The sequence below is a fragment of the Halorubrum rutilum genome (genome assembly GCF_024494565.1).
This window is the reverse complement of the sequence record NZ_JANHDN010000002.1, coordinates 1-25,958: the sequence shown is the minus strand read 5'-3', so window position 1 is coordinate 25,958 and position 25,958 is coordinate 1. Positions and strand designations below refer to the sequence as shown.

The following is a 25,958-nucleotide window of genomic DNA, read 5'->3' as shown; positions in this document are numbered from 1 at the left end:
GGTCGGCGGCGGGACAACTTCCCTCGGGGGTCAGGCGAGGAAGACGTGCCGCGGTCGGTCGGCCAGCACCTCGCGGCCCCACTCGACCGTCTCGCGGAACTCGTCGGAGCCGAAGAAGGCCATCGCGTCCTCCTTCGCCGCCCACTGGCTGGCGATGAACATGTCGTTCTCGTCCTCGACGTTGCTCATCAGGTCGGTCTCGACGTGGCCGTCCATCTCCGCGAGGATCTCGCCGACCTCGTCGAACGTGTCGCCGAACTCCTCGCGGTAGTCCGGCTTGACGGTGTAGAACATCCCCATCGTGCCGAAGCCGGACTCCTCGCCGGCGCGCGCGACGATCCCCGGGAGCTCCGAGAGGAAGCCGGCCGCGGTCTCGGCGGCCGAGGCCGTGTCCCAGATCGAGACGACGGCGGCCCGGTCGGTGTGCCGGCCCTCGTACACGGCCGTCTTCACGTGAGTGCCGTAGTGGTCGAAGTTGCCGCGGAGCCCCTCGACCTCGTCGAACAGCTCGTCGACGTCCGCCTCGCTGTACAGCACGGTCGCGTACACGTCCTCGCCGTGGGGCTTCCCGGCGTAGATGTCCAGGTCCGCGAGCTCGCCGCGGATCGCCTCGTCCGAGACGCCGTCGTCGCCCTCGCCCGTCGCCTCCTCGCCGCCCGTCGCCTCCTCGCCGTGCGGGTGGTCGCCCTCGCCGCTCGCCGCCTCCTCGCCGTGCGGGTGGTCGCCGTGCGCCGAGCCCCCGCCGGCGCCGGCCCGGTCGCGCCCCTCGCCGCGGCCCCCGTGGCCGTCGTCGCCGTGGTGATTGCCCTCGCCGTGGGCGTGACCCGCGTGCGCGTCCTCCCCGTCCGCTTCCCCCGCAGGCACCGTCTCGCCGGCGAGGTACGCGCCGAGGTCCGCGGGCGGGAACCGCCGGCCGATATAGAAGTCGCCGAACTCGCCGTAGCGCGAGGAGGCGGGGTCGAAGCGCATCTCGTAGACGATGTCCTTGATGTCGGTCGGGTCCGCTCCGAACAGCGTGACGCCCCACTCGTGGTCGTCGAGGCCGACCGAGGAGGCGATCACCTGCTTGATCTTCCCGGCGTACTCCTTGCCGACCTCGCCGTGGCCGGCCATGAGCTCGGCGCGGTCCTCGAAGTCGAGGTCGTACCAGTTGTACTCCTCGCCGCGGCGCTTGCTCATCGGGTAGAAGCAGACGTACTCGTCGTCCGGGATCTCCGGGGTCAGCTTCCCCTCGATGTACCGGCGGAGGCCCTCGTCGATCTCCTCCGGACCGTCCTCGAAGTACTCGTCGGAGACGTAGCCGGAGACCTCGGTCACCGAGACGTACGAGGTGGTCCGCTCGGTGAACCTCGCCATGGCCGTGTCCTCGAAGCGACGCTCGATCGACGAGAGGTGATCGAGCGAGGGCCGGAAGTGGACGAACAGGAGGTCGGCCTTGTGCCCGACCACGGAGAACAGCCCGGAGTCCCCCTCGTCGGCGTCGGCCACGCGCTCGCGGTCCCGCAGGAAGGCCTCGCCCTCCTCGATCGCTCGGCGTCGCTCCCGCTCGGGGGCCTCGCGCCACGCGTCCCAGTCGATCGACCGGAAGTCGTGCAGCGCGAACCACCCCTCCTCGGTCTGTGGTGCCTCGACCATACGCCGGCTTGGAGCCCCGCGGCTTAGGGGCTTGCGGGTCGCGGCCGAGAGCGACGGCTGGCGACCGGCCGAGAGCGACGGGAGGTGGCCGCCGGGGCGTCGCCGCTACCGATCGATCAGGCGTCCGAGTACCCCGCCCGGGAGCCCGGCGCGGACCAGCCGGTCGTACAGCCGGTCGGGGAGCACCGCCGCCAGCCGCGGGAGCCAGCGCGCGCGGCGGCTCACCCGGTAGACGGCCCGCGGTCGGTCGACCGTGGCCGCCTCGACGACGCGCTCGACCACGGTCTCCACGTCGGTCGCGGCGGGCGCGTACCCCTCGAACGCCCGGTAGGCGTCGGCGTAGGGGCCGTCGGCGTGGGAGTCGTCGGCGCCCGCCTCCGCGTTCCGCTCGGCGAGCCCCGCGGCCGCGCGCTCGTTGAACCCGGTCGGGACCGGGCCGGGCTCGACGAACGCCACCGTCGCGCCGTGCGGCTCGACCTCGCGGCGGAGGGCGTCGGCGTACCCGCGCAGCCCGGCCTTCGCGGCGCTGTAGGCGCCGTGGTAGGGGAGCGCGGTCGAGCCGACCATCGAGCCGACGAGGACGATCCGGCCGCCGCGCTCGCGGACCGACGGGAGCGCGGCCCGGACGACGGTGTGGACCGCGGTCAGGTTCGTGTCGAGCTGGCGGCGGAACGAGTCGACGGAGGTGTCCTCGACGGCCGCGATCTCGTACCCGCCGACGCAGGAGACGACGCGGTCGAGCGGGCGGTCCGCGAGCAGCGCCGCGACCGCGTCGCCGTCGCGCAGGTCGAGGGCGTGCGTCTCCGCCGCCTCCGGGAGCGCGGCCAGCCCGTCGGCGTCGCGGTCGATCCCGATCACGTCGTGACCGGCGGCCGCGAGGGTCCTGACGACGCCGCCGCCGATCCCGCCCGCCGCTCCGGTCACGAGGACGCGCATGGCTCCCGGTAGCGACCGGGGACGGGTGACGCTGACGGTTCAATCCGCCGCCGAGTCGCCTCGGGAACCGACGGCGGGCGGCGCGGCTCGCGCCCCGAAGGCATATACCGCCGACCCGCGACTACCCGACGTATGTCCACCGACGAACCGTCCGTCCCGATCGTCTGCACCGAGTGCGAGACGGAGACCAGCGTCCCCCTCTCGGACGTGGCGGACGCGCTCGCCAGACACAACGACGGGAAACACGACGGGGAGGAGATCGCGGAGGTCGACCCCGCATTAAAAGACCGGCTCGCCGACCTCGTCGCCGAGGACCTCGGGCTCTTCGACGAGGCGTAGACGAAGCGAAACCGACCGCCGCTCTCGGGTCGGCTCAGTCGTTCTTCGCGAGCGCGCCCTTGGGATGACCCTTGTGCTGGAGGTTCCGGTTGTCGCGCTCCCGGGTCGCCGTCGCCGGGATCACCGCGTCGCCGCCGACCTCGCTCCGCGGTCGCCCGGTGTAGCCGTGGTCGGGGTGTTCGGCGCAGTGAGCCATCGCGTCGTGGGAACCCTCCCACGGCCCCTCGTCGCAGCCGTCCGCCGTGCAGACGAACACTATTGCATCGGACATGTTGCCGGAGGATACCGAGTTGACATATATAAATATACAGACTCAATTATCACGTTCGATAACGATCGGATCGTTCGTTCCGGCTCGGACGTCGTCCTCCCCGATCTCCACTCGGTCGCCACCTCCGATCTCCGCTCGGTCGCCACCCCGAACTCGATTCAGTCGCCGTCGCTTCGAACTCGATTCAGTCGCCGGCGGCGGGGGCGCCGAACAGCTCGACGCTCGTCCCGTCGTGGCGGCAGTCCTCCAGCGCGTGTTTGGCGGCGAAGCCCGCCTCGTGGGCGGAGGCGCCCCGACCGACGCCGACCTGTAGCTCCACCTCGACGTCTTCGCTCACGTGCGCGACCGCGTCGGCGAACGCGCGCTCGGGGAGGTCGGGACAGACGGAGACGATGTTGTCCCCGCCGACGAAGAAGGAGAGCGCGCCGTGCCGCTCCCGGAGGTATCGCATGAGGGAGCCGTACGCCCGCTCGATGTTGATGAACGTGTCGAACTCGTTGAGCCGGTCGGTGTACTTCCCCGTCGCGTTGACGACGTCGAAGTGCGCGACCTGGAGGTCGGAGGGCGTCGTCTCCGTGAGGTACTCGCCGGCGAGCACCTCGGTCCGGTGCTCGTCCTGCGCGCTCCCCTCCACCTGGAGCTGGCGATTCGCCGCCTCCAGCGCGTCGACCGGTCGCTCGTCGACCGCGGTGCCGAGGCTGATGCTCACCGGATACCGGTTCCCGATCGACTCCTGAAGGGCCGCGTGGGCCGCGCCGTCCACCCCGTTCGTCACCGCGATCATGTTGTCGAAGCGCGTGAAGAAGACGTACGCGTCGCGGTGGCCGACGAACTGGGCGACGTCGGCGAAGAGCCGCGACTGGAGCGTCTGGAGGTCCATCTCCCGGCGCGGCTCCGGCGTCGTCGTCCACGGCCCGTAGTTGTCGATCTGGACGAGGGTCACCTGGGTCGTCGTCACAGTAAACTCCGATAAGGAGTCGCGCCGCTTTACGCTTCCGTTATCCCGAAGGTGAAACCGTTACCGTATCTGGGAACCTCGGGCCCCGGCGGGGAGGCCGTCGCCCCGGAACCACTACGGCCGTGGGGCCCCGAGGACGGACATGGGGTTCAGCGGCGCCGTCCTCGACGTGGACGGCACGGTCGTGCGAGGCAACGATCCGATCCCGGGCGCGCCGGCGGGGTACCGGCGGCTCCGCGAGGCCGGGATCGAGACGCTGTTCGTCTCGAACAACCCGACGAAGGCGCCGCCGGCGTACGTCGACCGGCTCGGTGCCGCGGGGTACGACGTCGACGCCGACAGCGTGTTCACGGCCGGGACGGTGACGACGCGGTACCTCCGGGAGCACCACGCCGACGACGACCTGCTCTGTATCGGCGAGGCCGGGCTGCTCGAACAGTTCGCCGACGCGGGGCTCTCGACCACCGACGACGTCGGCGCCGCCGACGCCCTGGTCGCCTCGATCGACCGCGAGTTCGACTACGAGGACCTCTGTACCGCGCTGTGGGCGCTCGATCGGGACATCCCGTTCATCGGTACCGACCCCGACGTGGTGATCCCGGCGCCCGAGCGCGACGTGCCCGGCTCGGGGGCGGTGATCAACGCCGTCGCCGGCGTCGCCGAGCGCGAGCCCGACGCCGTCCTCGGGAAGCCGTCGGACACCGCGATCGAGATGGTCCGCGAGCGGCTCCCCTACCCGCCCGAGGAGTGTCTCGTCGTCGGCGACCGCCTGAACACCGACGTCGCGCTCGGCGAGCGCGCGGGGATGACGACCGTGCTCGTCAGGTCCGGCGTCACCGACGAGGACCGGATCGCCGCCGCCGACGTCACCCCGGACTACGTGCTCGACGACCTCGGCGACATCGACCGCGTCGTCGGCTGATCGGAGTCGTCCGCCGCGCGCGGTCACGAGACGTGCCAGCGTTCTCCGGAGGTCCGGCGTTCTCCGGAAACCACCGGTTCGGCGTTCTCAGGAAGCCTCGATCCTGCGGTCTCGGCGGCTCTCGCCGCCGCCGACAGTTCCGCCCCGTGGCGAACGTTTATCTCCGGACGGCCGCTTCCCGACCGGTATGAGTGACGTTGACACCCACGAGGAGGCGACCGGAGACGACGAGGAGGACCCGGAGCGCCCCGTGCGCGTCATCGAGGGGCACGCGGTCCGGTTCAACGAGTACCGCTACTGACCGCCCGCGGTCCGGGACCGCTTCGGTGGGCGGTCCGGGACCGATCGCGTCGGCGACCCGACACCGCCCTCGCGGCCGACCGGCGCCGATCGGGGCCGCGATCGCCGGCCGGTGTCGGGACCGTTAAGTGCTCGTCCCGGGTAGCCGAAGCCGTGATACGGAGGCTCCGACGGGCGAGTACCTTCGCCGGCGTGGCCGCGCTCGCGGCCCTCGCGCCGACGCTCGGCGACGCCGCGGTCGTCCCCTTCCTCGCGGTCGCCGGCCTCGCCTTCTTCGGGATCCGGGAGGGCGAGTGGTTCGAGACGCTCGCGCTTCCCGGCGACCGAGAGGAGGAGCGGCTGTACGGGCTCGTCGCCTTCTCGGTCGCCGCCGCGGGCCTCGCGCTGTTCGCCTCGCTCCCCCGCGCGCCGCTCCCGTACGAGGCGTTCGCCGCGGCGGCGCTCGCCGTCGGCGGCGGGCGGCTGGGCCGGGAGTTCGTCGGCCGGAGCTCGACCGACGAGTTCCCGCTCGTCGCCGGCTACGTCGGCGTCGGCGCCCTCGCCGCCCTCGCCGGACAGGTCGCGGTGCGGGTCCAGACCGAGCTCCTCGGCGACGCCGGCGGACTCGCTCTCGGCGGGCCCGTCCCCGCCCCGAGCCTCGACCTCGCGGGGACGGCCTCGTCGCTGGCGACGGCGTTCCCCGACCTCGTCTTCCTGGCGTCGGTGGCCGCGCTGACCGCCGCGCTCGTGCGGTCGCTGGTGTTCTCCCGCGACGCCCACATCACGGTGATCCTCGTCGCGTTCGCGGTCTGGGGGTTCGTCGCGCTCGACCCGACCGTCACCGTCCCCCTCGTCGCGTTCGGGCTCGGCGTGACCGCCGCGCTGGGCTACGTCTCGTTCGCGCTCGGGACCGCCTCAGTCCCCGGCATGCTCACCGGGGTGCTCTCCGCGCTGCTCGCCGTCGTGCTCGGCGGCGTCGGCTGGTTCCTCACGCTGATGGCCTTCTACGCCGTCGGCGGCCTGGCCTCGAAGTACCGGTTCGACGAGAAGGCCGCCCGCGGCGTCGCCCAGGAGAACGAGGGCGCCCGCGGCACCGGCAACGTCCTAGCGAACTCCGCGGTCGCCCTGGTCGCGCTCGTCGGCTACGCCGCGACGGCCCACGTCGCCCTCCCCCCGGCCCCCTTCGCGTTCGCCTTCGCCGGGGCGACCGCCACCGCGATGGCCGACACGCTCTCCTCGGAGATCGGCGGGCTGTTCGACGGGCCGCGGCTCGTCACCACCCTCCGGCGGGTCGAGCCCGGCACCGACGGCGCGATCACGTGGCAGGGCGAGCTCGCCGGCCTGACGGGCGCGCTCGTCGTCGGCGGCATCGCCGCGGTCGGGATGCCGGTCGGCGACCTCGCCGTCGGCGGGGGGGTCGTCGTCCTGGCGGGGGTCGCGGGGATGACCGTCGACAGCGTGCTCGGCGCGGTCGTCGAGGGCGACCGCGTCGGCAACCAGGCCGTGAACTTCCTCGCGACGCTGTCCGGGGCGGCGGTCGCGGTCGCGCTCGGGGTGACTCTGCTGTGAGTCCGACGCCGCGCGACGGCGAGGACGAGGGGAACGAGGCGTCCGAGGCGTCCGGCACGTCCGAGGCGTCCGGCACGTCTGAGGCGTCCGAGGCGTCCGGCTCGCCCGACCCGCCCGACGAGGACCTCCCCGCTCCGGACCCGCGCGTCCGCGCCGCTCGTCCGACCGACGCCGACCGGATCCGGGAGCTGCAGTCGTTCCTCCGGCAACCGAACCCGGACCTCCTGGAGTACGGGCTCGCCGTCGGGTCCGCGCTCGTGAGCGTCGCCGACGGGCGGCCCGTCGGCTACCTGCTCCCGGTCGACGCCCCGAACCGGCCGGGCGTCCACGTCACCGAGCTCGTCGTCGCCCCGGACTACCGACGCGAGGGACGCGCCCGCGGCCTCCTCTCGGCCGTGGTCGGGGACGGGACCGGTCCGGTGACGCTGCAGGCGCACCCCGACAACGACGCGGCGCTCGCGCTCTACGACGGGCTCGGCTTCGAGGTCGTCGACCGGCGCCCCGACGCGTACGCCGACGGCGACGCGCTGGTGTTGCGCCGGGAGTAGGACGGGTCGCGTTCCGAAATCGGACAGACAAAAGGACTATTCGACCCCCGCGCTTCGGGCGAGACATGAGCGACGCCGACGCGGGAGCCGGCGGGGCGGGCGGGAACGAGAGCGACGACATCGACGTCGACTTCGGCGAGGACGGGCTCGTGCCCGCGGTCGCCCAAGACGCCGACTCGGGGGAGGTGCTGATGCTCGCGTACGTCTCGCCGGAGGCGCTCGACCGCACCCGCGAGACGGGCGAGGCGCACTACTACTCCCGGTCCAGAGAGGAGCTGTGGCACAAGGGCGGCTCCTCCGGCCACACGCAGGCGGTCCGGGAGGTGCGCGTCGACTGCGACGCCGACGCGCTGCTGTACCTCGTCGACCAGACCGGCGGGGCGTGTCACACGGGCCACCGCTCCTGTTTCCACCGGACGATCGAGGGCGAGAACGTCGGGGAGCGCGTCTTCGACCCGGACGAGGTGTACTGATGGGGGGGGCCGTCGCGAGCGGGTCGACGGCCGATTCGGACCCGGTCGCCGAGGCGGGCGAGGCGGCCGCGAGGCTCCGCGAGCGGTACGACGAGCTCCGGCGGCTCGAAGACCGGATCGCCGACCTCGGCCGCGAGCGCGTCGAGGCCGCGGCGGACACCTACCGACGGGCGCACCGCGTGCTCGACCAGTACGAGGAGGACGCGGTCGGCAGCGGGGACTTCGAGGCCTACGTCCGGTTCGAGGGCGAGTTCGCGAACGCGGTCGACGTGGCCGACGACGCGCTCGCCGCCGAGGCGTTCGCGGCCGCCGACGAGGCGGTCGACAAGAAGCGGCTCTCCGAGTCGGACTTCGCGGCGGCCCGCGAGGCGCTCGACCCGGCCGGGGAGTACGTCGACCTGCTCGCCGACCGCGACGAGGCGCTCGACGACTACCGGATCGCCCGCAAGGAGGCCAGGCGGGCGCGCAAGGAGCTCGACGCCCGGCTCGACGAGCTCCGCGAGGTCGCGGCGATGGCGGACGCCGACCTCGACGCCGACGTCGACCGCCTCCGCGAGCCGGTCGAGGCGTACAACGAGGCGGTCCGCGAGGCGTTCGACGACTTCTACAAGTCGGCGTCGGCCCGCGAGGTCTTCGCGTTCCTCGACCGCGCGGACGCCACCCCCTTCGTCGACGTCGACGTGCCGCCGACCGATCTCGCCGACTACGTCGTGGAGCACGCGGCCGGCGAGGAGCCGCTGCCGACCCTGCTGGAGTACGCGGACTACTCGAACTCCAAGCTGGAGCATTACGTCGACGACCCCGGCGCGCTCCGGACGGCGGTCGCGGTCCATCGCACGTACGTCGAGCGGCTCGACGGCGAGCCGCTGACGCTCGACTGGCCCCCCGCCGCCGGCGACGAGCTCGCCTACGAGATCGACGAGCTGATCCCGCTGGTCTCGCGGGTCGCCGGCGACGAGACGGTCGCGACGCTGCGGGATATCCGCGACCTCGCGCGCGACGAGGCGTACGAGCGGCTCCGCCGCGCCGCCGAGGTGCGCGACGCGCTCGACGAGTCGGAGCTGGAGCTGGTGCGGACCGGCGCCGTCGACGACCGGGTGCGCGAGGCCGAGCGCACGCTCGACGTCGTCGACGAGGTGCTGGCGGAGACGGAGCGGGAGTAGCGCTTTTAACAGTCGGCGGCGCGGACGTGCGGGTATGACCCGATTCGACGCCGCCACCGAGGACGAGCGGCTGCGGCTGTTCGCGGACGCGGCGACCGCCCACCGGACCCGGTCGAGCGACGTGATGACCGTCGACGTCGACCCCGACAGCGACGTCACCGAGGGCGGCGAGGTGCCGCCGTGGATCCAGCTCGCGGGCACGGAGCTCATTCTGGACTGTACCGACGACGAGCTGGACCGGCTGAAAGCGCTGCTCGGCGAGTTCCCCGAGTTCCGGATCGACGAGCTCGTCAGCCCGGAGGAGGCCGAGGGGACGAACGCGGTCGTCACCGCGCGCTCGGACGCGAACCGCGTGGCGGGGTTCGTCGAGCGCGCGTTCCGCGAGGTGTACGAGTTGGACGAGGGGTACCGGGCCTGGGTGACGGCGATATGAACTGAGCTTCGGTGTCGCTGTCGACCATTTGTAAGTTGTCGACGACGCGGGGAACGTCGGTAGAGCCCCAGTCGCTCGCTTATAAACAGCTAACTACAGATAGACGGTGAACACCTCCAAAGCCCCAGCCGTGAGGCGGGCGCACGCTCGCTGCGGTCCTCGGTCGCTCGCGTCGCTCGCTCTCTGCGGTCCTTACTTCGCCTGCGCCCGCCTCACGGCTGCCCCTTTGAATCCCGCCCCGCACCGCGACCGCACCTCATACCTCCCCAGCCTCGCGGCTCCCTTGGGTCGCCGCGTCCCTCGCACGCGCTCCTCGCGGCCGCCGGCGGCGGCCGCTCGGAGGCGCGCGCCACCGCTTCGATCGCTTATAAATTGCCGATCGACACTGACGTGTGCGTAAACGCGTCCCCGCAATTCGTTCGCGACACACTTACTTTCCGCCGCGCGTTTGACCCGATAGACAGTCGCCTCGCGTGCCCGCGGGACGGGGGCGACGCCGACCACCATGCAACAGTACCTCGATCTCGTCGACGACACCCTGTCGACGGGCACGTACAAGCCGAACCGGACCGGCGTCGACACGATCGCGTCGTTCAGCGGGCAGTACACCGTCGACCTCGCGGAGGGGTTCCCGCTCCTCACCACGAAGAAGATGGACGGCTACCGCTGGAACTCGCTCATCCACGAGGTGCTGTGGTACCTCTCCGGCGAGGAGCACGTCCGGAACCTCCGCGAGGAGACGAAGATCTGGGACGCGTGGGCCGACGAGGAGGGGCGGCTCGACACCGCCTACGGCCGGTTCTGGCGCCGCTTTCCGGTTCCGGGCAAGGACGCCGCGCTCCCCGGCGAGACGTGGCCCGAGGACGCCCACCGCTGGGTGACCGTCGAGGAGGCCCCCGACGGGACCGAGCGTCGCACCTTCGACCAGATCCGGTACGTGCTCGACACCCTCGAAGAGAACCCCCGCTCGCGCCGGATGGTCGTCAACGCGTGGCACCCCGCCAACGCCGCGACCTCGACGCTCCCGCCCTGCCACTACTCGTTCGTCGTCAACGTCCAGGACGACCGACTGAACCTCCACCTCACGCAGCGCTCGGGCGACATCGCGCTCGGGGTGCCGTTCAACGTCGCCGCGTACGCGCTGCTCGCGAACGCGCTCGCGCAGCGGTCGGGGTTCGAGGTCGGCGAGTTCGGCCACACCGTCGTCGACGCGCACGTCTACTGCGGCCGCGGCGAGCGCGGGAAGTGGTACGCGAACAACCTCAAGTACGTCCAGGAGCGGCTCGCGAGCGTCGAGAGCAAGGCCGACTACCTCGACGTGAAGGACTGGGTCGAGCGCACTGCGCCCGACGAGGCGGACGGCGAAGCGGGGTACGACCACGTCCCCGGCCTGCTCGAACAGCTCTCGCGGGAGCCGCGCGAGCGCCCACGTATCGAGATCGCGGACGAGCCACTCGACGAGCTGACCTACGACGACGTCGAGCTCGTCGACTACGACTCCGCGGACGGGCTCTCGTTCGCAGTCGCGGAGTGACGCACCAGATGGACCCCGAGACGGAGCTCGACCTCGTCGTCGTCGCCGCCGTCGCCGAGAACGGCGTCATCGGCGACGCGGGCGGGATGCCGTGGCACTACCCGGCGGACCTCGCGCACTTCAAGCGGCTCACGACCGGCCACCCCGTGATCGTCGGCCGGAAGACGTACGAGAGCATCGCCGGCCGGATCGGCGGCCCGCTCCCCGACCGCACCAGCGTCGTGCTGACGACGCGCGACCTCGACCTCCCCCAGGGGGCGGTCGCGGCGGGCGACGTCGACGAGGCGGTCGCGCTCGCCGCCGCCGACGCCGCCGACCGCGGCGTCGACGAGGCGTACGTGATCGGCGGCGCGGCGGTGTACGAACAGCTCCTCGACCGCGCCGACCGACTGGTGCTGACGGAGGTCCCCGAGCGCCCCGACGGCGACACGCGCTTCCCGGACTGGGACGCCGACGCGTGGCGCGAGGTCGACCGCGAGCTCGCCGCGGACGCCGGCGCCGAGGCCGACGCCGCTGCCGACGCCGACGACGACGGCCTCGCGTTCGTCACCTACGAGCGAGCGACCGAGTGAACCGACGGTCGTCGACTCCGGCCCCGGAGTGGTCGTTCGAACTCCGAACAAGTCGAACGCTGTCGGATACCGACAGCGTTCTCGCTGATAACCAAACGTAACAACGCTTTTACCGCTCCAGGTTGTCACCTGTTGACATGGCGCTAGCCGAGTCGACGATCGAGCCGAGGCGGTGTCCGTTCTGCGAGGCGGAGCTGTCGTCTCCCGGCGCCGGCTTCGTCCGGCACATCGAGGAGACCCCGGAGTGTCGGGACGCCTTCGGGACCTGGCGTGACCGCGTGACCGACGACATGCGGGGCGGCTGGGCCGGGTGACGACCTCGCTCGCGACGCCGGGAAACCGCGGCCGCCGCGGCCGCTCAGTTCCGTAGCGCCTCCACCGGCCGCTCGTTCGCCGCCTTCCAGGCCGGGTAGGCCCCGCTGACGAGCCCCACGCCGACGCCGAAGCCGAGCGCGAGGATCAGGTAGTAGCCGTTCGTCGGGTCGAGCGCGAGCGCGGGGTCCACCTCGGGCGTCGCGAGGACGAGCCCGGCGACGAGCAGGACGGTGAGGACGGTCCCCGCGGCGGCGCCCGCGGCCCCGATGAGGCCGGCCTCCGCGAGCAGCACGCGCAACACGTCGCGGCGGGTCACGCCGACCGCGCGCATCACGCCGATCTCCTGTCTCCGCTCGACGGTGCTCATTAACATCACGTTGAGGATCGAGACGCCGGCGACGACGAGGGAGATGGCGCCGAGCCCGAGGAGGAACGTGCTCAGCAGGCCGAAGAACTCGTTGATCTCGTCGACGATCGCGGCGAGCTCGAACAGGTCGACGCGCTCCTCGCGGGCGTTCACCTCCTCGCGGATGGCGTCCGCCGCGGCCCGCGCGGCCTCGCCCGACTCCGCGACGACGAGCGCCTGTGCGTACCCGTCGGTCGAGAAGGCGGACTCGGGGAGGAAGACGGCGTCGTCGGGCGCCACCGGGCTGAACGTCTGGCTCTCGACGAGCACCGCGACGACCCGCACCTGCGACCCGGCGATCTCGACGGTGTCGCCCGCGCCGACGCCGAGCTCCTCGGCGACGCTCGCGCCGACGATCGCGCCCCGCCGGTGGCGCTCGGGGAGCCGCCCCTCGGCGGCCTCGAACGCGAGCGCCGGCTCCTCGACGCCGTAGACGGTCGCGAACTCCTGCTCCGTCGGGCCGGCGACGACCGCGTTGTCCGAGTACAGCGGGACGACCGCCGGCTCGCCGACGGCGCGCCGGATGTCCGCCACGTCGGCGTCGGATAACGAGTCGATCCCGGCGTCCGCGTTCGGCGAGACCACCACCTGCGTGCCGATGTCGCCGATGGCGTCGTCGGCGCCGAGCGCCAGCACGTTGCCGAAGATCCCGAGCGCCGCGACCGCGAGCACGCCGATGCAGACGCCGAGCACCGCGAGCGCTGTCCGCACCCGGTTCCGGCGCAGGTTCCGCGCCGCCATCGCGACCGCGGGGCGCCAGCCCCGAAGCCGGTCACCGAACCCCGGCGAGTCCGGTGAGTTCGGTGAATTCGGTGAGTTCGGTGAATCCAGTGAGTCGAGCGAGTCGATCCGGCTCATCGGTCACCCGCGCTCGCCGTTTCGGGGTCGGGACGAGGCGCCTCCTCGTCCGCCTCGCTGCCTCTGCCGTCCGGAACGCCGCCGACGAGCACGCCGTCGGTGAGCTCGACGACGCGGTCGGCGTACTCCTCGACGAGCGGGTCGTGCGTCACCGCGACGACCGCGACCCCCTCCTCCTTCACGCGCTCGAACTCGGCGAGGATCGACTCGCCCGTCTCCGTGTCGAGGTTCCCGGTCGGCTCGTCCGCGAGCAGCACCGCCGGCTCGTTGATCAGCGACCGGGCGATCGCGACCCGCTGCTTCTGCCCGCCCGAGAGCTCCGACGGCTCGTGGTCGAGCCGGTCGCCGAGCCCGAACCGAGAGAGGAGGTCGGCGGCGCGGTCGCTCGCGTCGCCGGGGTCGAACGCGGTCGGCAGCGCGACGTTCTCGACCGCGGTCAGCGTCGGCAGCAGGTGGAAGTCCTGGAAGACGAACCCGATCGACTCCTTGCGCGCCGCCGTGCGCCCGGCGACCGAGAGGCTCGTCACGTCCGTCCCGTCGAGGAGCCGCGTCCCCTCGGTCGGGTCGTCGAGCAGCCCGAGCACGTTCAGCAGCGTGGACTTCCCGGAGCCGCTCGGCCCGACGACCGCGACGAACTCGCCCGGCTCGACCGCGAAGTCGACGTCGTCGAGCGCGACCACGGGCTCCGCGCCCCCGCCGGGGTAGCGCTTGGTCGCGCCCCGCAGCTCGACGCTATACATCGCGGCGACGGACGACGGCCCCCGCGACCGCGAGCCCCGCGGCGCCGACGAGGCCGACCGCCCCGAGCGCCCCGATCCCGCCCGCGGAGCCCAGCGTTCCGACGGCCCCCGTGCTCCCGTTCGCGCCGCCCGCCGCGTCGGGGAGCGCCACCGTCTCCGTCTCGACGTACCGCACGCCGCGCTCGGTGTACGCGATCCGGATCGGGACCCGGTCGGCGACCGACGCGTTCGCCGTCGCGTCGAGGTCGAAGGCGACGAAGTCGCCGGCGCCGACCGCGCCGACGAAGTACTCGCGGCCGGGGGGCGTGGGCTCGACGCCCGGCGCCTCCCCGACCGAGACGACGACGCCCTCCAGCTCCCCGCCGCCCGCGTTGCCGAGGTTGGCGTCGACGGTGACCTCGCCGTCCCCGACCGTCTCGACCGTCGCGTCGGTGACCGTCGGCGCCCCCTCGTGCGCGGGGTACCGGAGCGTCGACGTCGCGGTGCGCTCCGCGCCGGCGCCCGCCTGCGCGTCGAGGCCCGAGCGGAACGCCGCCGTGAACGTCACGGCCGAGCGCCGGTCGAGCGGCCCGAGGTCGACGACGACATCGCGCGCCTCGCCGGGCGCGACGTCCTCGACGACGTACGGCCCGGCCTCGAAGCCGGCGTCGTCGGCCTCGCCGGCCCCGCCGCCCGCGTCGTCGCCGTCGCTCCCGTTCCCGCTTCCCCCTCCGCCGGCGACCGGCTCGCCGACCGCGGTCAGGCTCACGCGGTCGGCGGTCGTCGTCCCCGTGTTGACCACGGTCACCGCCACGGGGGAGTCGGCCGACTCCGCGGCCCGCTCGGCGTCGTCGCCGGTGTCGAGCCCGCCGCCACCGCCGCCGAAGATCCCCTCGATGCCGCTCACGCCGACGCCCCCGGCGCCCTCGCCCTCGTCGTCGCTCTGGAGGTCCTCCGGGGCGAGCCCGCGCGTCCGGAGGTCGAGCGTCACCTCGGCCGGCTGGACGTCGAGGACGACGTCGCGCGTCACGGTGACCGTGCCGCCCTCGCCCGCCTCCTCGTCGCCGGTCGCCTCCTCCTCGGCGACGACCTCGACCGTGAGCCGGCGCTCGCCTGGCTCGTCGAACCGCGTCCACAGCTCGACGTCGAGCGCGTCGCCGGCCGAGAGCGCGCCGACCGCGGTCGCCTCGTCCAATGGCTCCGCGTCGTCGTCGGCCGCGTCGACGACCCTGACGCTCGTCACGTCGGCGGCGGCGGGGCTCCCGCCGGAGTTCGAGAGCGAGACGTTCAGCGTCGTGCGCTCGCCGACGACCGGCTCGCTCGTGCTCGGCTCGACCGCGTCGATCGCGATCCGCGTGTCGGGCACCGCCGCGGCGCCGCCGACCGCCGCGAACAGCGTCAGAAGGGCCAGCAGGGCGGCCGTCGTTCGTGTGGGAATCAATGTCGACCCTGTTAGGGGACCGATCGACATATATCCGTCGTAGGTCGGGACCGGCGACTCGACCCCTCTCCCGCCGACCGCGGGCGGGGAAGTGTCCCCGGGTCGCGCCCGGGGCGTACCGGTTACGGACCCTTTTTCAACCGTCCGGCGTAAGGGGAGGTAATGAGCCAAGGCGACACCGCGAGAGCGGGTGATCGGCGATGATGGGCGGCAACGACCAGCAGGCGTACGACCGCGGCACGTCGCTGTTCTCGCCCGACGGGCGCATCTACCAGGTCGAGTACGCCCGCGAGGCGGTCTCGCGCGGCGCGCCGAGCGTCGGGATCCGCACCGCCGAGGGCGTCGTGTTCGTCGCGATGTCCCGCGCCTCCTCGACGCTGATGGAGGCCGAGAGCATCGAGAAGCTCCACAAGCTCGACGACCACCTCGGCACCGCGAGCGCCGGCCACGTCGCCGACGCGCGACAGCTGATCGACCTCGCGCGCCGCCAGTCGCAGGGGAACCGCCTGCGCTACGGCGAGCCCGTCGGCGTCGAGACGCTGACGAAGTTCGTCACCGACCACATCCAGGAGAACACCCAGCGCGGCGGCACGCGCCCGTACGGCGCCGCGCTCCTCATCGGCGGCATCGACGACGGCGAGCCGCGCCTGTTCGCCGCCGACCCCTCCGGCACCCCGAACGAGTGGAAGGCGACCGTCATCGGCGGCGGCCGGAAGGAGATCCAGGGTCACTTGGAAGCGGAGTGGACCGACGACCTCTCGCTGTCCGCCGGCATCGAGCTGGGCCTCGCCGCGCTCGCGGCCCACGAGGACGAGTTCGACGCCGACGACGTCGCGGTCGCGACGATCACCGAGGCCGACGGCTACCGGACCGTCCCCGGCGACGAGGTCGCCGAGGCGTTCGAGGCGGCCGGGCTCGGCGGCGACGACGCCGACGAGGAGACCGACGCCGATGCGGGCGAGGACGCGGGCGACGACGCCGACGCGGACGACGCGAGCGACGAGGAGTAACGACGCCGCCGACGAGGCGCAACGCCGCGGTTCCCGCCGACCGATCGCTTTTCTCTCCCGCCGTCGAACGCCGGCCATGGTACGCGTCGCGGAACTCGTCGCCTATCCCCTGAAGTCGAACGACGGCGTCGCCCTCGACCGCGCCGAGATCGGACCCGCCGGCGCGCTCCGCGGAGACCGGACGTACGCGCTCGTCGAGGCCGGCGTCGACCCGCACGAGGCCTCCGTCGGCGGGAGCGGCGGCTACGTCAACGGGAAGCGCGAGCCGGCGGTCCACGGGCTCCGCGCGAGCTACGAGCTCGCCGGCCCGGCCGACGCGACGCCGACCGCGGTGACCCTCTCGCGGCCGGCGCGGCCCGAGACAGGGGCCGACGCCGACGAGCGGACGTTCGCGCTCCCCGACGACGGCGACGCGCTGGCGGCGTGGGTCGGCGACTACCTCGGCTACGCCGTCGACCTGGCCCGCGAGCCCGACGGCGGGCTCCCGGACGACCGGGCCGCCGCTGGCCCAACCGTGGTCTCGCGCGCGACCCTGGAGACGGTCGCCGGCTGGTTCGACGCGGTCGCGGACGCGACGGAGATGCGCCGGCGGCTGCGCCCCAACGTCGTCGTCGACGGCTGTCCCGCGTTCTGGGAGGACCGGCTGTTCGCCGACCGCGGGGAGGCGGTCCGGTTCGCCGCGGGCGACGCCGAGCTGCTCGGCGTCAACCCCTGCCAGCGCTGCGTCGTCCCGTCTCGGGACCCGGACACGGGCGCCGAGATCGACGGGTTCCGCGAGGCGTTCATGGAAAACCGCCGCGCGACGCTCCCGGACTGGACCGAGAGCGACCGGTTCGACCACGACTTCCGGCTGATGGTGAACACCGTCGTTCCGGAGGCCGAGCGGGGGTCGGCCCTCGCGGTCGGCGACGAGGTGACGATCGCGGGCGTCGAGCCGCTCGACGGGGAACCCTACTGAGCGTCGGGGACGGGACTCGGCGAGAAGAGAGCCTCCGGGTCGCCGGCGACTACCGACCGCCGTCGGTCAGCGCGACCGGCTCTTCCTCGGCGGCCTCGGTCGCGGCGTCGGCGGTCCCGTCGGCGGTCGGCTCCTCGACGCTCGCGGTGTCGGGCGTCGACGCGCCGACGCCGAAGTGGTTCCAGAGGGTGACGGCGACGACCGCGTAGGCGATCAGGTCGTAGTGGACGGCGCCCTCGAACGCCGTGAACGCGGCGAGGGTGCTGTAGCCGAACAGCGCGGTCACGCCCGCCACGAAGGCGCTCTCGTTCGTCACGCGGCCCGCGGCCGCCGCGGCGAGCGACCGCTTGATCATCGGCCCGCAGGCGACGAGGAACGCGATCCCCGACAGCGATCCGAGGTTGACGAAGAAATGCGTCGCCATGTTGGAGTCGAGGATCGACTGGAGGTACTGGACCGTCACCGGGTCGTAGAACAGCCACTCGATCCGGGTGGGGTAGAGGACGGCGATGTACGGCGTCGCCACCATCAGCCCGAAGAGGACGGCGACGGCGACGCGCGCGGAGGCGAACTGCGCGGCGCGCCGCACCTCGAACGCCGCGTCGCCCGGCGCGACCACGAGCCCGCAGGCCTCCAGCGCGTCCCGGAGCTCCTCGCGGGAAACGTCGGGGTCGTGGTGGATCCCGACCGTCCCGTTCCGCTTCGTCGCCGAGGCGGCGCTGACGTCGTCGCGGTCGAGGAGGACGGCCTCCAGGAGCCCCTCGCGCCGCTTCGTGTCGATCCCGTCCACCGAGAAGGTGTCGTGAACGTGCGGCTCCGGCACTCGCGCGGTCCGCGGCCCCGCGTCGTCGGGCGACGCGTCGCGGCGGCCGCCCGCCGGCGCGTCGATCCCCCGGTCGCGGGCCGCGGCGTCGAGCCGCGTCGAACGCCCGTGGCGGTCGTCTGGCATGTGAACTACCTACGTCCGAACCGGCATGAAACTTCCCCCCGTGGCGGCGTCGCTCGACCGGTCGGAACGACGTCGCTCGGTCGGCCATGACGACGTCGATCGGTCGGTCACGGCGACGCCGATCGGTCGGTCACGGCGACGGCGGCGGTCCGCCCCTCCCCTACTTCGCGAAGTAGCTGGTCAGGTACCCCGAGAGGAACGAGGCGATCCCGACCGCGGCCAGCAACTCGCCCGTCGACCACTCACCGTCGCCGTCGGAGCGCGCGGCCGCGGCGGTCACGGCGAGGCTGATGACGAGCGAAATGATTCCGTTGCTCAGGTCGGTCTTGAATCCCATACCCGACGTACGCCCTCCGAGCGCATAGTCGTTCGGTCGGGCGACGTCTCCGGTCTCGGACCCGGCAGACGGGAGCCCGTCAGGCGTTGACCGACTCCAGGTAGGAGGTGACGATCATCTGTCCCTTCCGCGTGAGCGCCGCCCCCGACTCGCCGTCCACGACGAGCTCCTCGTCGCGGAGCGTGTCGAGGACCATCGACGTCCGGGTCACGTCGCCCGTGACCACGTCGGCGATGTCGGCCTCGCCGCCGGCCGAGTAGATCGACACGAGGATCTCCAGCTGCTCTTCGGTCGGGTCGAACGACTCCAGCTCCTCCATGGCCTCGTCGTACTCCAGCTTGATGTACCGGCCGAGCACGTTCAGCGTCCGTTCGTTCGGGACGGTCGCGATCGAGGAGACGGTCCGCCCGTCGACGGCGTGCCGGAACACGAGCGCGGGCCGCCGCGTCCCCGCGAGCGTCCGGTCGGTCCGCTCGTAGTCGATCACGGCGGAGAGGTCGACTTTGAACGGGTCGGGGCAGTCGACGAAGCCGATCGCGCCGGGCGAGAGCGTCACCGACGCCGTGTGGTCCGACGCGTCCGTGACGCGTCCGCCGACCTTCGCGGGGTGCCGGACGGTGACCGTCACGTCGCGCAGCAGGGCCGTGAACAGCAGGCGGACGAACCGGTCCATGTCGTCCGGCTCGCCCTCGACGAGGGCCGTGCGCCGCTCCCCTCGGCGGTCGTACGCGAGGGTGACGCTGTCGCTGAAGAACGAGCGCAGGTCGCCCGGGACCGTGCCGACGACCACGTCGAACACGCCGGAGAGCGGGACGGTCGTCTTCCCGTCGTCCGTCACGAGCACCAGCCGACGCTCGCTCAGGAGCACCCGCCCCGTCACCGGCTCGTCCCCTCCGACGTCCGGGGCGTGGACGCGACCGACGAAGTCGGCGACGACGGACTCCTCCATCGGACCACGCTATGCGCCGTTCGCTATTTACTGTTGCCCACGACGTATCACTCCTGATAACGATCTGTCAGGCACTCGGGTGCGGCCGGACGCGTTCGGACTCCGCTCGATTCCGGAACGGCCCTCGTTCGGCCTCGCTCGGGCCTCGCTCGGGCCTCGTTCGCCCCTCGATCGGTCGATCGATCGACCGCCGAGAGCCGAGGAACAGCAAAGCCTAATGAGGAGGGCATCAAACCATCAGGTGATGCCCACAGTAGAATACCTCAACTACGAAGTGCTCGACGACCACGGTTGGTCGATGGACGACGACGACCTCTTCGAGGAGGCCGCCGACGCCGACCTCGACGCCGAGGACTACGGCACCCTCGAAGTCAACCAGGGCGAGTACATCCTCGAATCCGCCGAGGCGCAGGGCTACGACTGGCCCTTCTCGTGCCGCGCCGGCGCCTGCGCGAACTGCGCGTCCATCGTGAAGGAGGGCGACATCGAGATGGACATGCAGCAGATCCTCTCCGACGAGGAGGTCGAAGAGAAGAACGTCCGCCTCACCTGCATCGGCAGCCCGGCGACCGACGAGGTCAAGATCGTCTACAACGCGAAACACCTCGACTACCTGCAGAACCGCGTCATCTAACGCCGCACCGACCGCGGTCGCACTCACAGACGGTGTTCGATGTGGGTCGCCCACATCGGCCTCACCGTTTTTTCGAACGCGCCACCCGGAGAGCGGCCGCCCTCTTCACTCCCCGTGACGCCCCCTACCAGGCGGACCACGCCGTCAGGCTCTCGTCGCGGCCGTACACCCGCTTGCAGTCCTTCGCGTAGGCGAAGTCGCCCTCGTGGTCCAGCTTCTCGTGGCGGTACTCGGGGGCGTCCTCGCGGATCTGGACGCCCTCGACGGCGAACTCCTCGTCGCCGAACTCGACGGTCTCGCCGACCGTGAACTCGTAGTCGCCGGGGACGTTCACCCGGACTGAGCGCGTCTCGTCGGCGTCACCGTCCTTCGGGTGGAGCGTCACCGGCACGGAGACGTTGTCGACCGCGCGGGTCCACAGCGTCGCGACGTCCTCGACGCCGGCCTCCTCGACCCGTTGCTCGGGGCCGACCTCGATCCCGGTCACCCGGACCTGCATCAGCGCGTCGGGGGTGTCGACGACGAACTCCTCGCCGGTCGCGACGTAGGTGTCCGCCGGCACGTCCATCCGGGTGGTGAACGACTCGCCGTCCTGCGAGACGACGATCTTCAGCTCGACGGTCTCCGCCTCCGGGATCTCGGCCTTGTGCGTGTGGTCGCAGTCGGTACAGCGGACGGTCGCCTGCCCGCCGGGGCGCAACACCTCGTGGACGGTCTCCTCGCCCGGGGAGCACGACGGGCAAGCGAGGCCGACTCGGTCTCCTGTTTCGGTCATTACGGCGTCGTACCCGCCGCTCGCGTAAATATCCGCCCCTGTGGCCGCGGTGCGTCACGCGCTCTCGTGGAGCGGGGGACGAGCCGGGGCGGGTCGACGGCGATCGGTCCGAGGCCGAATCGGTCCGAGGCCGAATCGGTCCGAGTCCGAACCGGCCCCGCCGGAGTAAGGAAACTGGTTTACCGGTGTCAGGGGAACGGACGCCCATGATCGTTCCCGGATCCAGCTCACAGCTGCTCGCGGCCGCGCTCGCCGAGGAGACGGGTCGGCCGCTGGCGACGCCGACGTATGACCGGTTCCCGGACGGCGAGACGCTCGCGGCGGTGCCCGACTTCGACGCCGACGAGGCGACGGTCGTCGCGACGACCGACTCCGACGAGGCGTGGGTCGAACTGCTCCAGCTCCAGGACGCCGTCCGCGAGGCCGGCGCCGAGCGCGTGTCGACGGTGATCCCCTACATGGGCTACGCCCGACAGGACGAGTCGTTCGGGGCGGGCGAGCCCGTCTCGGCGCGGGCGATGGCGCGGGCGATCTCCACCGGGACCGACCGCGTCGTCCTCGTCAACCCCCACGAGCCGCGCGTCGCCGAGCTCTACGACGTCCCCGTCGACGTCGCCGACGCCGCGAGCGTCCTCGCCGACCCCCTCCCGGCCGGCCTCGCGGAGCCGCTGTTCCTCGCGCCGGACGCGGGCGCCGTCGACATCGCCGAGACGGTCCGAGACGCGTACGGCGCGGGCGAGACGGACTACTTCGAGAAGCACCGCGACCGGGAGACGGGCGCCGTCGCGGTGTCCCCGTCGGACGCGGCCGTGTCGGGGCGGGACGTGGTCGTCGTCGACGACATCGTCGCCACCGGGTCGACGATGAGCGAGGCGGTCGCCGTGCTGAACGACCGCGGCGCGGCGCGGGTGCTCGCGGCCTGCGTCCACCCGGTGCTCGTCGCCAACGCCGTGACGAAGCTCCGGGGCGCCGGCGTCGACCGCATCGTCGGCAGCGACACCGTCGAGCGGGGCTGTAGCGTCGTCAGCGTCGCCCCCGCTCTCGCCGAGGCGCTGGAGTAGCCCCTTACTCGATCTCCCGGATCACCCGCGCCGGGTTCCCGCCGACCACCACACGCGCCGGAACGTCCCTCGTTACCACCGCGCCGGAGGCGATCACCGCGCCGTCGCCGACGGTCACGCCGGGGTTGAGCACGGCGCGGCCGCCGATCCAGACGTCGTCGCCGACGGTCACCGGTTCCGCGCGCTCGCGGCCGGTCGCGCGCTCCTCGGGGTCGATCGGGTGCGTCGGCGTGTAGACGTGAACGCCCGGGCCGAGCAGGCAGCGGTCGCCGAACTCGATCGGGTTCGAGTCGAGGAGGACGCAGCCGTAGTTCGCGAAGAAGCCGTCGCCGACGGCGACGTTGTAGCCGTAGTCGCAGCGCACGGGCGGCTGGACGGTCGGGTCCTCGCCGACGGCGTCGAACAGCTCGCGGAGGAGCCGCCCGCGCCGGTCCCGTTCGGCCTCGCTCGTCGCGTCGTATCGGCGGGCGAGGTCGCGGGCGCGGGCGCGGTCGGCGGCGAGCGCCGGATCGCTCGGGTCGTACGGCTCTCCGGCCAGCATCCGCTCCGTCTCGGTCGCCATGCGGGGACCGACGGGACCCCGGGCATAAGGGCCGGCGGTTCGGCCGCCCGGTTCGCTCGTCGACCGGTCCTCACCCGTGCGTGTAGCCGCGGTCCGCGAGGGGGTCGCCGTCGGCGGTCACCCCCTCCGCGGCGTCGACGACGGTGCCGACGCGTGCGAGCCCGGAGGGACAGCCCTCGCGGGCGTCGTCGAGGTCGCCCTCGGGGACCGCGCAGACGAGCTCGAAGTCCTCGCCGAAGTGCGCGGCCAGCTCGAACCGGTCTGCCGGCCCCTCCGCGACGTCGTCGACCGCGGGGTGGACGGGGAGCCGGTCGCGGTCGAGCGCGAAGCCGACCTCGCTCGCCTCCGCGAGCTGGTGGAGCGACCGCGCGAGCCCGTCCGAGGAGTCCATCATCGCGGTCGCGCGCCCGGCGAGCGCGACCCCGTCGGCGACCCGCGGCGCGAGCCGGAACAGGTCGTTGGCGCGCTCGACCGCGGCGTCGTCGCCGCGCTCGAACAGGCGGAGCGCGGCCGCCGACCGGCCCCACTCGCCGGTGACGCAGAGCGCGTCGCCCGCGGCCGCCCCCGAGCGCGTCACCGGGCCGGCGTCGGTGACCGCCCCGATCGCGGTCGAGGCGGTCGTGAACTCCCCGTGGGAGTCGAGGTCGCCGCCGACGTACTCGGCGTCGACCGCCTCGCAGACGTCGACCGCGCCGGCGACGAACCGGTCCAGTTGGTCGGGGTCGAAGACGTCGTCGGCGTAGACGGCGACCGCCGCGGTCGCGCGCGCCCCCATCGCCGCCACGTCCGAGAGCGACGCGCCGACCGCGCGCCACCCCGCGGTGTACCGGGTCGTCCCCGGCGGGAAGTCGGTGCGCTCGTGGAGCATGTCGGTCGTGATGACGGTGTCGCCGACGACGGCCGCGTCGTCGCCCGCGTGCGGCAGGTCGGCGGCGAGCCGGCGAAGCGCGTCGCGCTCGTTCACGGGCGTCCACACGCGCCGGAACCGGTTAGTATGGATCGGTCCGGCCCCTCGTCGCCGGATCGTGAGCCGTGATACCAAGCGCCATTTAAATAGGTAAAACATGCTAACGAATATTATCATTATCAATCATTATGTTTATTACCGGTCCTCCGAACTCACCAAGTGCAATGTCAGTATCCGTACGCGGACACGCGGCAGCCCGACGCGACGAGCGATCGACCACCAGACGACCACCGCAACCGCCCACACGACCCGATGACGACACCTGACGACACCACGACGCCCGAGACGACCCGACCGACAGACCAGCGGACGACCGCCGACGCTTCTCCGCCGATCCCCGGCCGCACGCCGATCACCGAGGAGGCGGGCGCGCCGCTCGTTCCGCCGACGCGGCCCGACGCGACCGCCGGGACCGACGGGACCGGTGAGACCGACGGGACCGTCCGGACCGACGCGACCGCCGAGCCGTTCGACACGCCCGGCCGCCCGAGCCCGCCGCCGACGGACGCGGAGCGGGAGGCCCCGCTCGTCCCGGACCTGCGTCCGACGCGCCGCGCGCGGACCGACGGGGGGTCGCGATGAGCGCCGTCCCGATGGCCGGCACCGGCGACGGGCCGCGGCCGGACCCGACGACGTTCACGCGCGACGCGACCGACCGGCTCGCGAGGGACCGCCCCGCGACCGATCGGGCCGCGAACGACCGTTCCGCGACCGAGCGCCCCGTCGAAGACGCCGCGGAGTGACACCCATGCATCCAAACCAACTCGACGACGACGTCTTCACGAGAGACATCGACAACCCGGCCGGCCGGCGGCTGCGCGAGCTGTTCGACGAGCAGGAGTACACGTTCGCGCCCGGGATCTACCACGCGCTCGACGCCCGCCTCGCCGAGATGGCGGGGGTCGACGCCGCTTACATGAGCGGCTACTCGACCGTCCTCGGTCAGTTCGGCTTCCCCGACCTGGAGATGGTCACGATGACCGAGATGGTCGAGAACGCGAAGCGGATGGTCGAGGCGACGAACCTCCCGGTGGTCGCCGACTGCGACACCGGCTACGGCGGCGTCCACAACGTCCGCCGCGCGGTCCGCGAGTACGAGAAGGCCGGCGTCGCCGCCGTCCACATCGAGGACCAGACCTCGCCGAAGCGGTGCGGCCACATCGCCGGCAAGCAGATCGTCTCCCGCGAGCAGGCGCGGTCGCGCTTCGAGGCGGCCGTCGACGCCAAGCAGAGCGAGGACACGGTGATCATCGCGCGCACCGACGCCTACGGCTCCGCCAACGGCGACTGGGAGGAGCACCTCGAACGCGGCCGGATCTACGCCGACGCCGGCGTCGACCTCGTCTGGCCGGAGATGCCCGACCCGTCGCGCGAGGACGCGATCGAGTACGCGGAGACGATCCACGAGACCCACCCCGACCTCGACCTCGCGTTCAACTACTCCTCGTCGTTCGCGTGGAGCGAGGAGGAGGACCCGCTCACCTTCGCGGAGCTCGGCGACCTCGGCTACCAGTACATCTTCATCACCCTCTACGGGCTCCACTCGGGCGCCCACGCGGTGTACGAGGACCTGCAGAACATCGCCGAGAACGACGAGGAGGCCCAGTTCGACCTCGAAGAGCGCTACCTCGGCCACGAGACGGAGAGCCACCACGAGCTCTCCTTCGTCCCGCGGTACCAGGACGTCGAGGCGCGCTTCGACCCCGAGGCGTCGGCCCGACACGAGGAGTCGGCCGGCTTCACCGACGAGGAGCGCGACCCGATCACGGCGAGCGAGAGCGACGACGACTGATCGGACCGGGCGCGGCCGTCGGATCCATCACCCGCGCCCTCGCGTCTCTCCGAGCGCCGTTCGTTCCCGGTCGAGCGAACGAAGGTAGCCCGCGGAACCGCCCGGACCGGCCTTCGGTCCCCCTCAGGCCGGGAGCGTGTCGATACCGTCGATCTCGACGTAGCCGTAGCCGCAGTCGGGACAGCGCCACTTCGTCTTCTCGCCGAGGTGGAGGGTCATCGCCGCGGTCCGGTAGAACGACCGGGTCTCTCCGCACGAGGGACAGTCGACGTCCTTTTCGAGCGCCATGCCCGCGGTTCGGTCCGGCGCGGTTTTGAAGCTACTGATTCACCGGTTGTACGAAGATGAGGAGTGAGCGATCGCCGTCTACGAAGAGACAGCCAGTCGTTTATAAATCGTTGCTGCCGGATCGACGGTGAACAACTCCAAAGCCCCAGCCGACGAGGCGGGCGCACGCTCGCTGCGCTCCTCGCTCAGTCGCTTCGCTCCTTCGCTGCGGTGCTTGCGTCGCCTGCGCCCGCCTCGTCGGCTGCCCCTTTGAGTCCCACCCACCCGCAACCGCACGGCACCTCACACCTCCCCAGCCTCGTGGC

At 72.3% G+C, this 25,958-nt stretch carries 31 protein-coding genes; 17 read left to right on the top strand and 14 right to left on the bottom strand.

The genetic code is table 11. The features are described 5' to 3' along the window. Positions 1-30: 30 nt before the first annotated feature. Both NO900_RS03570 and NO900_RS03565 read right to left on the bottom strand, forming a co-directional pair. Positions 31-1,635: a heme-binding protein gene (locus tag NO900_RS03570; protein WP_256407848.1), complete on the bottom strand. Its 1,605-nt coding sequence runs from the start codon at positions 1,633-1,635 to the stop codon at positions 31-33. Positions 1,636-1,740: 105 nt separating this feature from the next. Beyond that, positions 1,741-2,571, bottom strand: coding sequence for an SDR family NAD(P)-dependent oxidoreductase (locus NO900_RS03565; RefSeq protein WP_256407847.1), 831 nt, complete (start codon positions 2,569-2,571; stop codon positions 1,741-1,743). Between the two features lie 132 nt (positions 2,572-2,703). On the opposite strand from NO900_RS03565, the gene NO900_RS03560 reads away from it, so the two are divergent. Continuing rightward, a complete protein-coding gene (locus tag NO900_RS03560) occupies positions 2,704-2,910 on the top strand; it encodes a DUF8149 family protein (RefSeq protein WP_256407846.1) in 207 nt (68 codons plus the stop codon). Positions 2,911-2,944: 34 nt separating this feature from the next. Here the strand turns inward: NO900_RS03560 and NO900_RS03555 are convergent, their stop codons facing one another. Both NO900_RS03555 and NO900_RS03550 read right to left on the bottom strand, forming a co-directional pair. Continuing rightward, positions 2,945-3,181, bottom strand: a complete 237-nt coding sequence (locus NO900_RS03555; protein WP_256407845.1) for a hypothetical protein — start codon at positions 3,179-3,181, stop codon at positions 2,945-2,947. 184 nt (positions 3,182-3,365) lie between these two features. Beyond that, positions 3,366-4,139 carry a GTP cyclohydrolase III gene (locus NO900_RS03550; protein WP_256407844.1) on the bottom strand — a complete coding sequence of 258 codons (774 nt, stop codon included), beginning with the start codon at positions 4,137-4,139 and terminating at the stop codon, positions 3,366-3,368. A 142-nt stretch (positions 4,140-4,281) separates the two neighbouring features. Between NO900_RS03550 and NO900_RS03545 the strand changes: the two genes are divergently transcribed. From NO900_RS03545 to NO900_RS03505, 9 genes are all read left to right on the top strand, one after another. Then, positions 4,282-5,061: an HAD-IIA family hydrolase gene (locus NO900_RS03545; RefSeq protein WP_256407843.1), complete on the top strand. Its 780-nt coding sequence runs from the start codon at positions 4,282-4,284 to the stop codon at positions 5,059-5,061. A 453-nt stretch (positions 5,062-5,514) separates the two neighbouring features. Then, a complete protein-coding gene (locus NO900_RS03540; RefSeq protein WP_256407842.1) occupies positions 5,515-6,909 on the top strand; it encodes a DUF92 domain-containing protein in 1,395 nt (464 codons plus the stop codon). A gap of 179 nt (positions 6,910-7,088) precedes the next feature. Next, positions 7,089-7,457, top strand: coding sequence for a GNAT family N-acetyltransferase (locus NO900_RS03535; RefSeq protein WP_256408415.1), 369 nt, complete (start codon positions 7,089-7,091; stop codon positions 7,455-7,457). 65 nt (positions 7,458-7,522) lie between these two features. After that, positions 7,523-7,930, top strand: coding sequence for a phosphoribosyl-AMP cyclohydrolase (gene hisI / locus NO900_RS03530; protein ID WP_256407841.1), 408 nt, complete (start codon positions 7,523-7,525; stop codon positions 7,928-7,930). Further along, positions 7,930-9,093, top strand: coding sequence for a DUF7118 family protein (locus NO900_RS03525; protein WP_256407840.1), 1,164 nt, complete (start codon positions 7,930-7,932; stop codon positions 9,091-9,093). The genes hisI and NO900_RS03525 overlap by 1 nt, the downstream gene beginning before the upstream one ends. 34 nt (positions 9,094-9,127) lie before the next feature. Next, positions 9,128-9,526 carry a DUF7975 family protein gene (locus NO900_RS03520; RefSeq protein WP_256407839.1) on the top strand — a complete coding sequence of 133 codons (399 nt, stop codon included), beginning with the start codon at positions 9,128-9,130 and terminating at the stop codon, positions 9,524-9,526. A 505-nt stretch (positions 9,527-10,031) separates the two neighbouring features. Further along, positions 10,032-11,060: a thymidylate synthase gene (gene thyA / locus NO900_RS03515; RefSeq protein ID WP_256407838.1), complete on the top strand. Its 1,029-nt coding sequence runs from the start codon at positions 10,032-10,034 to the stop codon at positions 11,058-11,060. An 8-nt stretch (positions 11,061-11,068) separates the two neighbouring features. After that, positions 11,069-11,632, top strand: a complete 564-nt coding sequence (locus tag NO900_RS03510; protein WP_256407837.1) for a dihydrofolate reductase — start codon at positions 11,069-11,071, stop codon at positions 11,630-11,632. 137 nt (positions 11,633-11,769) lie between these two features. Further along, positions 11,770-11,946: a DUF7501 family protein gene (locus NO900_RS03505; protein WP_256407836.1), complete on the top strand. Its 177-nt coding sequence runs from the start codon at positions 11,770-11,772 to the stop codon at positions 11,944-11,946. A gap of 44 nt (positions 11,947-11,990) precedes the next feature. On the opposite strand, the gene NO900_RS03500 is transcribed toward NO900_RS03505, so the two are convergent. From NO900_RS03500 to NO900_RS03490, 3 genes are all read right to left on the bottom strand, one after another. Then, a complete protein-coding gene (locus tag NO900_RS03500; protein ID WP_256407835.1) occupies positions 11,991-13,094 on the bottom strand; it encodes an ABC transporter permease in 1,104 nt (367 codons plus the stop codon). A gap of 113 nt (positions 13,095-13,207) precedes the next feature. Beyond that, the gene (locus NO900_RS03495) at positions 13,208-13,951 is read right to left on the bottom strand and encodes an ABC transporter ATP-binding protein (RefSeq protein ID WP_256407834.1); all 744 of its coding nucleotides are present in this window, start codon (positions 13,949-13,951) and stop codon (positions 13,208-13,210) included. Beyond that, positions 13,944-15,401, bottom strand: a complete 1,458-nt coding sequence (locus NO900_RS03490; protein ID WP_256407833.1) for a hypothetical protein — start codon at positions 15,399-15,401, stop codon at positions 13,944-13,946. The genes NO900_RS03495 and NO900_RS03490 overlap by 8 nt, the downstream gene beginning before the upstream one ends. Positions 15,402-15,571: 170 nt before the next feature. On the opposite strand from NO900_RS03490, the gene psmA reads away from it, so the two are divergent. Continuing rightward, the gene (gene psmA, locus NO900_RS03485; RefSeq protein ID WP_303654678.1) at positions 15,572-16,381 is read left to right on the top strand and encodes an archaeal proteasome endopeptidase complex subunit alpha; all 810 of its coding nucleotides are present in this window, start codon (positions 15,572-15,574) and stop codon (positions 16,379-16,381) included. Between the two features lie 76 nt (positions 16,382-16,457). Beyond that, positions 16,458-17,339: an MOSC domain-containing protein gene (locus tag NO900_RS03480; protein ID WP_256407832.1), complete on the top strand. Its 882-nt coding sequence runs from the start codon at positions 16,458-16,460 to the stop codon at positions 17,337-17,339. Positions 17,340-17,388: 49 nt separating this feature from the next. Here the strand turns inward: NO900_RS03480 and NO900_RS03475 are convergent, their stop codons facing one another. From NO900_RS03475 to NO900_RS03465, 3 genes are all read right to left on the bottom strand, one after another. Beyond that, the gene (locus tag NO900_RS03475) at positions 17,389-18,288 is read right to left on the bottom strand and encodes a hypothetical protein (protein ID WP_256407830.1); all 900 of its coding nucleotides are present in this window, start codon (positions 18,286-18,288) and stop codon (positions 17,389-17,391) included. Positions 18,289-18,448: 160 nt separating this feature from the next. Beyond that, on the bottom strand, positions 18,449-18,625 hold the full coding sequence (locus NO900_RS03470) for a hypothetical protein (protein ID WP_256407829.1): 177 nt from the start codon (positions 18,623-18,625) through the stop codon (positions 18,449-18,451). A gap of 79 nt (positions 18,626-18,704) precedes the next feature. Further along, positions 18,705-19,574: a CheF family chemotaxis protein gene (locus NO900_RS03465; RefSeq protein ID WP_256407828.1), complete on the bottom strand. Its 870-nt coding sequence runs from the start codon at positions 19,572-19,574 to the stop codon at positions 18,705-18,707. A 244-nt stretch (positions 19,575-19,818) separates the two neighbouring features. Between NO900_RS03465 and fer the strand changes: the two genes are divergently transcribed. Beyond that, positions 19,819-20,208, top strand: coding sequence for a ferredoxin Fer (gene fer, locus NO900_RS03460; RefSeq protein WP_256407827.1), 390 nt, complete (start codon positions 19,819-19,821; stop codon positions 20,206-20,208). 124 nt (positions 20,209-20,332) lie between these two features. On the opposite strand, the gene NO900_RS03455 is transcribed toward fer, so the two are convergent. Beyond that, positions 20,333-20,983: an HVO_0476 family zinc finger protein gene (locus tag NO900_RS03455; protein ID WP_256407826.1), complete on the bottom strand. Its 651-nt coding sequence runs from the start codon at positions 20,981-20,983 to the stop codon at positions 20,333-20,335. A gap of 206 nt (positions 20,984-21,189) precedes the next feature. Here NO900_RS03455 and prs point away from each other — a divergent pair, with 206 nt between their 5' ends. Continuing rightward, positions 21,190-22,044 carry a ribose-phosphate diphosphokinase gene (gene prs / locus NO900_RS03450; protein WP_256407825.1) on the top strand — a complete coding sequence of 285 codons (855 nt, stop codon included), beginning with the start codon at positions 21,190-21,192 and terminating at the stop codon, positions 22,042-22,044. A 4-nt stretch (positions 22,045-22,048) separates the two neighbouring features. Here the strand turns inward: prs and NO900_RS03445 are convergent, their stop codons facing one another. Continuing rightward, the gene (locus NO900_RS03445; protein ID WP_256407824.1) at positions 22,049-22,606 is read right to left on the bottom strand and encodes a sugar O-acetyltransferase; all 558 of its coding nucleotides are present in this window, start codon (positions 22,604-22,606) and stop codon (positions 22,049-22,051) included. Positions 22,607-22,676: 70 nt separating this feature from the next. Next, positions 22,677-23,570, bottom strand: coding sequence for a thiamine-phosphate kinase (thiL, locus tag NO900_RS03440; RefSeq protein ID WP_256407823.1), 894 nt, complete (start codon positions 23,568-23,570; stop codon positions 22,677-22,679). A 255-nt stretch (positions 23,571-23,825) separates the two neighbouring features. Between thiL and NO900_RS03435 the strand changes: the two genes are divergently transcribed. The 3 genes from NO900_RS03435 to aceA are packed head-to-tail and all read left to right on the top strand — an operon-like array spanning position 23,826 to position 25,365. Next, the gene (locus NO900_RS03435) at positions 23,826-24,155 is read left to right on the top strand and encodes a hypothetical protein (protein WP_256408413.1); all 330 of its coding nucleotides are present in this window, start codon (positions 23,826-23,828) and stop codon (positions 24,153-24,155) included. Then, positions 24,152-24,316, top strand: a complete 165-nt coding sequence (locus NO900_RS03430) for a hypothetical protein (protein WP_256407822.1) — start codon at positions 24,152-24,154, stop codon at positions 24,314-24,316. The genes NO900_RS03435 and NO900_RS03430 overlap by 4 nt, the downstream gene beginning before the upstream one ends. Positions 24,317-24,321: 5 nt before the next feature. Then, complete coding sequence (gene aceA / locus NO900_RS03425) at positions 24,322-25,365, top strand: isocitrate lyase (protein ID WP_256407821.1); 1,044 nt, start codon at positions 24,322-24,324, stop codon at positions 25,363-25,365. 123 nt (positions 25,366-25,488) lie between these two features. Here the strand turns inward: aceA and NO900_RS03420 are convergent, their stop codons facing one another. Then, positions 25,489-25,653 (bottom strand): DUF7838 family putative zinc beta-ribbon protein, encoded by a 165-nt coding sequence (locus tag NO900_RS03420; RefSeq protein WP_256407820.1) that lies wholly within the window; start codon positions 25,651-25,653, stop codon positions 25,489-25,491. Positions 25,654-25,958: the final 305 nt, after the last annotated feature.